5 protein-coding genes are annotated in these 6,352 nt (G+C 33.9%); all 5 read left to right on the top strand.

The annotated features are described in order from the left end of the window. The first annotated feature begins 133 nt into the window (after window positions 1-133). Window positions 134-1,888 (top strand): aspartate--tRNA ligase, encoded by a 1,755-nt coding sequence (aspS, locus tag TD29_RS05270; protein ID WP_040279399.1) that lies wholly within the window; start codon window positions 134-136, stop codon window positions 1,886-1,888. A gap of 45 nt (window positions 1,889-1,933) precedes the next feature. Beyond that, a complete protein-coding gene (locus TD29_RS05265; protein WP_040279398.1) occupies window positions 1,934-3,718 on the top strand; it encodes a chloride channel protein in 1,785 nt (594 codons plus the stop codon). 168 nt (window positions 3,719-3,886) lie between these two features. Continuing rightward, on the top strand, window positions 3,887-4,450 hold the full coding sequence (locus TD29_RS05260) for a TetR/AcrR family transcriptional regulator (RefSeq protein ID WP_040279397.1): 564 nt from the start codon (window positions 3,887-3,889) through the stop codon (window positions 4,448-4,450). A gap of 63 nt (window positions 4,451-4,513) precedes the next feature. Then, window positions 4,514-5,260 carry an SDR family NAD(P)-dependent oxidoreductase gene (locus TD29_RS05255; protein ID WP_040279396.1) on the top strand — a complete coding sequence of 249 codons (747 nt, stop codon included), beginning with the start codon at window positions 4,514-4,516 and terminating at the stop codon, window positions 5,258-5,260. Window positions 5,261-5,366: 106 nt separating this feature from the next. Beyond that, window positions 5,367-6,347, top strand: a complete 981-nt coding sequence (locus TD29_RS05250) for an alpha/beta fold hydrolase (RefSeq protein WP_040279395.1) — start codon at window positions 5,367-5,369, stop codon at window positions 6,345-6,347. The last annotated feature ends 5 nt before the right edge of the window (window positions 6,348-6,352 follow it).

The following is a 6,352-nucleotide window of genomic DNA, read 5'->3' as shown; positions in this document are numbered from 1 at the left end:
TTGTGCTTTTTTAAGTTTTAGAGAGTCTACATTAGAAAACTTCCTATTTCACACAATTAAATGCATTAACTTATTAAATTTGCAACCGTTAAACACCAACACGTTTTAAAATAGGTGTTATAATTTTTTTACTATGTACAGAAGTCACAATTGTGGTGAGTTAAGAGCATCACATATTAATACAGAAGTTACACTCGCAGGTTGGGTGCAAAAATCTAGAAACAAGGGATTTATCGTTTGGGTAGATCTTCGTGATCGCTATGGTATTACCCAACTCGTATTTGACGAAGAGCGCACACCAAAAGAAATGATGAAACGTGCCGAAGATTTAGGGCGAGAATTCGTCATCCAAGTTAAAGGAAAAGTCATTGAGCGTGCCTCGAAAAACCCTAACCTATCAACAGGTGATATTGAGATTTTAGTGTCTGAATTAACCATTTTAAACGAATCAAAATTACCACCTTTTACTATAGAAGATGAGACTGATGGTGGAGAAGAGTTACGTATGAAATATCGTTACCTCGATATTCGTCGTAATCCTGTAAAGGAGAGCTTAATGTTTAGGCATAAAGTGACTCAAGAAGTGAGAAACTATTTATCTAATGATGGCTTTATTGAAGTAGAAACACCATATTTAATAAAATCAACACCAGAAGGTGCTCGTGATTTTGTGGTACCTTCAAGAATGAATGAAGGTCAGTTTTATGCCTTGCCACAATCGCCTCAAACCTTTAAACAACTGCTAATGGTTGGAGGTATGGATAAGTATTTTCAAATTGTAAAATGCTTTAGAGATGAAGATCTTCGTGCAGATAGACAACCAGAATTCACGCAGATTGACTGTGAAATGGCATTTATAGATCAAGAAGATATTTTAAATGCTTTTGAAGGTTTAACACGTCATTTACTAAAAGAGGTTAACGGAGTTGAGATTGAGAAATTCCCAAGAATGCTGTATGATGATGCTATGCGTCTCTACGGAAATGATAAACCAGACATCCGTTTTGGGATGGAGTTTGGAGAATTAAATGACGTGGCTCAACATAAAGATTTTGGAGTATTTAATAATGCCGAATTAGTAGTTGGTATCGCAGTTCCTGGCGGAAATAGTTATACTCGTAAAGAAATCGATAAATTAATTGATTGGATAAAGCGACCTCAAGTTGGCGCTTTAGGAATGGTATACGCTAGATGTAACGATGACGGAAGCTTTAAATCATCAGTAGATAAATTCTACGACCAAGACGATTTAGCAAAATGGGCTGAGGTTACTGGTGCAAAACCAGGTGATCTAGTTTGCGTCCTTTCCGGAGAAAAAAATAAAGTAAGAGCTCAATTAAGTGCGTTACGTATGGAGTTAGCAGAGCGTTTAGGGTTGAGAGATCCTAAAACATTTGCGCCACTTTGGGTTATGGATTTCCCATTATTAGAATGGGATGAAGATACTGAGCGTTACCATGCCATGCACCATCCATTTACATCACCAAAACCAGGACAGCTAGAATTATTAAAAACTAATCCAGGAGAAGTAAAAGCCAATGCGTACGATTTAGTATTAAATGGTAACGAGATTGGTGGTGGTTCTATTCGTATTCACGATAAAGAAATACAGGCTTTAATGTTTGATTATTTAGGCTTTACACCAGAAGAAGCTAAAGCACAATTTGGATTTTTAATGGATGCATTTCAATATGGAGCGCCTCCTCATGGTGGACTCGCTTTTGGATTGGATAGATTGGTTGCAATTCTTGGCGGTCAAGAAACGATTCGTGATTTTATAGCCTTCCCCAAAAACAATAATGGTCGTGATGTCATGATAGATGCTCCCGCACCAATTGATGATGATCAATTAACAGAGCTGAGTTTAAAGCTCAACTTAAAATCATAATTATTAAATCCTGCTTCTTGCAGGATTTTTTAGTAGATTTAATATATGCCAATCCAACCGTTCATAAAACGCTTACTCATTTTGCGATATAAATATATCTCGCAAAAAAACTTCGTGTTTTTATTAGCGATGCTCATTGGTTTATTGTCTGGATTGGTATCTGTAACCATAAAAAATATTACCTATGGTATTGAGTGGTTCTTATCAAAAAGTATTATTATTTCTGAAAATGGTATCTATTTTATTCTGCCAGTCATTGGGTTATGGTTGGTATATCTTTTTGTAAAATACATCTCAAAACGAAAGGTAGAACATGCCATACCGAGTATTTTATTTTCATTATCTAAAAAGAATGGTTTACTTAAACGAAGTAAAATCTATTTACCTTTAATTACAGCACCTTTAACCGCAGGTTTTGGAGGATCTGTTGGATTACTTGGTCCTGCTATTGCCTCTGCCTCTGCAGTGAGTTCTTATGTTGGTCAATTGTTTCATGTTGATAGAAAAACGAGAACTTTACTCATTGGGTGTGCAGCAGCTGGAGCTATTGCATCTATTTTTCAATCGCCAATTGCAGCGATTATTTTTGCTGTTGAGGTATTTAGTTTAGACTTAACTTTTGCATCCTTATTGCCCTTATTAATAGCATCGGTATCTTCAGTTTTAACCTCTTACTTTTTTGTAGGTAATGGAGTCCTCTTTAATTATAATATTACAACACCATTTGCTTTAAAAGACACCTTGTTTTTAATTGTATTAGGCATAGGAACAGGAATTGCATCTATATATTTTTCTAAAATATATTTTGCCGTATACACCTTTTTTGAACGTTTTAAAACTAGCGGGCAAAAACTCATTGTTGGTGGTTTGGCCATTGGTGTGATGCTCTATTTAATTCCGCCATTGTATGGTGAAGGTTTTGGTTTTATCAATGATTTGCTTGATGGAAATCACCTACACGCTTTAGGCAAAACCCCTTTTGATGATTATCTCGATAATATTTGGGTGGTAATTGCTTTATTGTTTGGGATTACCATTTTTAAGGCTATTGCCATGACTACGACTTTTGCTGCAGGAGGAGCAGGTGGAATTATTATACCAACCATGGTTATGGGAAGCGCATTGGGTAATGTAGTTGCTAAAATTATTAATAATATTGGTTTAGGTTTTCAAGTATCTGAAACTAATTTCACATTACTTGGTATGGCAGGATTAATAGCAGGCGTGCTTCATGCACCATTAACTGCTATTTTTTTAATTGCCGAAATTACTGGTGGTTACCAATTGTTCGTTCCCTTAATGATTACGGTTTCTATGTCGTTTATTATCAAAAAAAGCACGATAGAACATACAATTTATACAAAAGAACTTGCCGAAAAAGGAGAGCTTTTAACACATGATAAAGACCAATCTGTATTAACATTAATGCAATTAGATAGTGTTATTGAGCAAGACTTTACAGTTTTAAATCCAGACATGTCATTGGGTGAGATGTTACATCAAGGCGTGTCTAAATCTAGTCGAAATTTGTTTCCGGTAGTTGATGATAATCAATTTTTGGTTGGTATCATTTTATTAGATGATATTAGAACGGTTATGTTTGATCAAACGCTGTATGAGACGACTTCAGTAGAAACTTTTATGCATAATCCACCAGATTATATCTATTATGAAACCGATTCTATGAAAGAGGTAATGCGCAAATTTCAGGATAGTGGTGCCTGGAATCTTCCGGTTATTAAAAAAGGAAACTATCATGGTTTTGTTTCAAAATCAAAATTACTTACTGCTTACCGTCGCGAATTGATTAATTTACAAGCCAGTGTTTAAATACGTACTGTCTAATTAATTGAATATAAATAAATTACCAGTATTTTTTTCGTAAATTCATAAGTAAGGTCTACATAAAGATTTACTTATGATAAGTGAAAGTTAAAACCAAACAAACAGAAATAGACAAACTTGTCTGTTTTTAAAAATATTTTATATATTTGCATCATGAAACATACCGAAGTAAAACATAGAATTACAGAAACAGCCTCATTTTTATTTTATAAGAATGGGTATAATTCTACAGGTATCAATCAAATTATAGCGGAAGCAGGCATTGCTAAGGCAACATTATATAATCATTTTAAATCTAAAGAAGAGATTTGTCTGGCATATCTTCAGCACAAGAATATTAATTTTCTAAAGGATTTCGAAAATTTCACAACCTCTAAACCAACTGGAAAAGACCAGATATTAGCAATATTCGATTTCCTTCAACTGTTTTATCAAGATAAAGATTTTAATGGATGTTGGTGTATTAAAACCGTTTCAGAAATTCCAAAAGATAATGAGATGATAAGGAATGAAATTCAATCTCAAAAAAACGATTTTATAGCTATTATAAAAAGATTGATTACCAGTAATTTGGAGCATGTCAAAAGTGAACAAGTAAATTCTCTTGCAAGACAAATATATTTACTGTATGAAAGTGCCGTTGGAGAAAGTCACCTGCATCAACAAGATTGGCCTATTATAGAGTCTAAAAATTTATGTAAAAAAATAATAGCTTAAAAAAATTTGAACAAACAAAGACAGACTTGTCTGTCTAATTTTAACACTTAAATAAAAAATAAAATGAAAGAATTTGAAAACAAAGTAGCCTTAGTAATTGGCGGAACAAGCGGAATAGGTAATGCAACAACAAATGCGTTGTTAGAAGGTGGTGCAACAGTACATGTTGTTGGTAGAAATACTGATAAAGTTGCAGACGCTCCAAACTTAGTGAAACACACAGCAAATATCTCTGATACAACAGAAGTAGATGCTTTAATAGCTAAAATTGATGGTTTAGATAACTTAGACTATTTAGTAAATGCTTCTGGGATTTTTGGCCCTAAACCTTTTTTAGATCATACTATGGAAGATTATAACTCGTATCAAGATTTAAACAGAGGGTTCTTTTTTATCACTCAAAGTGCAGCTAAAAAAATGAAAGCTACACAAGGCGGATCAATTGTAAACGTAGGTTCTATGTGGGCACAACAAGCTGTAAAAGCAACACCATCTTCTGCATATTCTATGCAAAAAGCAGGTTTACATTCACTAACACAACATTTGGCTATGGAATTGGCAGAAGATAATATTCGTGTGAATGCAGTTTCTCCTGCCCTAGTAAACACGCCTGTTTATCATGGTGTTTTTGGTGGTGAAGAAGCTGCTAAAGAAGCATTGGTTGGCTTTAACGGTTTTCACCCAATTGGTCGTTTTGGTGAATCGGAAGATGTAGCCAATAGTATTGTCTTTTTATTATCAGATAAAGCTGCTTGGGTAACAGGTGCTATTTGGGATACCGATGGAGGTGTGATGGCTGGTAGAAATTAAAACCCTCAAAATAATTATGAAGCCATAATCCTAACTCATTTCGGTTATGGCTTTTCTTTTTAATAAATCTCAAAATGATTTTGAGATTTGAATTTGAATTCAAACTATGAAAAATTTAGTCATACTATTAAGTACTGTTGTATTGTTTATATCCTGTAAAGAGGAAGTAACCTCAGAAACAGATCAACTTTCAAAAACAACAATACTTAAAGTTACAAGTGAAAAATCAACAGTAAAATATAAAACATTAGCGGTAAACGGAATAAACATAGCATATAGAGAAGCTGGTGATTCTAAAAACCCGACTATTGTTTTACTCCACGGTTTTCCAGCATCATCATACCAGTATAGAAAAGTGTTAGCACAACTATCTAACGAATTTCATTTAATTGCACCTGATTATCCTGGTTTTGGTAATAGTGATTTTCCAGATGCTAATACTTACGAGTACACGTTTGATAATATAGCCACAACGGTAAATTTATTTTTAGAGCAAAAAGAGATTAACTCTTATGCTATAATGATTCAAGATTATGGTGCGCCTATTGGTTTTAGATTAGCTACTGCACATCCTGAAAGAATTACAGCAATCATCAACCAAAACGGAAATGCTTATGAAGAAGGTCTAGGAGAGGCTTGGGCTGGCATAAGAAAGCTTTGGAAACATAGAACTAAAGAAACCGAAGACGCTTTGTTACCTGCCTTTTCTTTAGAGGGTTTAAAATGGCAATATACACATGGTGTTAGAGATATTGAAACTGTAGATCCAGATAGTTATAATTTAGATTTCTTAAGATTGTCTAGACCAAACGCACATGCCGTAAATTTAGATTTGTTTTATGATTATCAAAATAACGTGAAATTGTATCCAAAATGGCAGCAATATTTAAGAGAAAATCAGCCACCATTATTAATAGTTTGGGGTAAAAACGATGCTTTTTTTCCTGAAAGTGGAGCCAAAGCATTTAAAAAGGATGTCAAAAACATAGATTACAATATTTATGATACAGGCCATTTTGCTCTTGAAGAAGAAGGTGATGCTATTATTGAAAGCATTAGAAATTTTATGAGAAATCAAAATAAATAAATATT

This window comes from Psychroserpens damuponensis (assembly GCF_000826655.1).
In the GTDB taxonomy this organism is placed as follows: Bacteria; Bacteroidota; Bacteroidia; order Flavobacteriales; family Flavobacteriaceae; genus Psychroserpens; species Psychroserpens damuponensis.
Note: the sequence above shows the minus strand (reverse complement) of the source record. Positions and strands in the feature narration are given on the sequence as shown.

Coding starts and splice junctions, on each gene's coding strand:
- aspS (WP_040279399.1), top strand. CDS start 134: ATGTACAGAAGTCACAATTGTGGTGAGTTAAGAGCATCACATATTAAT.
- TD29_RS05255 (WP_040279396.1), top strand. CDS start 4,514: ATGAAAGAATTTGAAAACAAAGTAGCCTTAGTAATTGGCGGAACAAGC.
- TD29_RS05265 (WP_040279398.1), top strand. CDS start 1,934: ATGCCAATCCAACCGTTCATAAAACGCTTACTCATTTTGCGATATAAA.
- TD29_RS05250 (WP_040279395.1), top strand. CDS start 5,367: ATGAAAAATTTAGTCATACTATTAAGTACTGTTGTATTGTTTATATCC.
- TD29_RS05260 (WP_040279397.1), top strand. CDS start 3,887: ATGAAACATACCGAAGTAAAACATAGAATTACAGAAACAGCCTCATTT.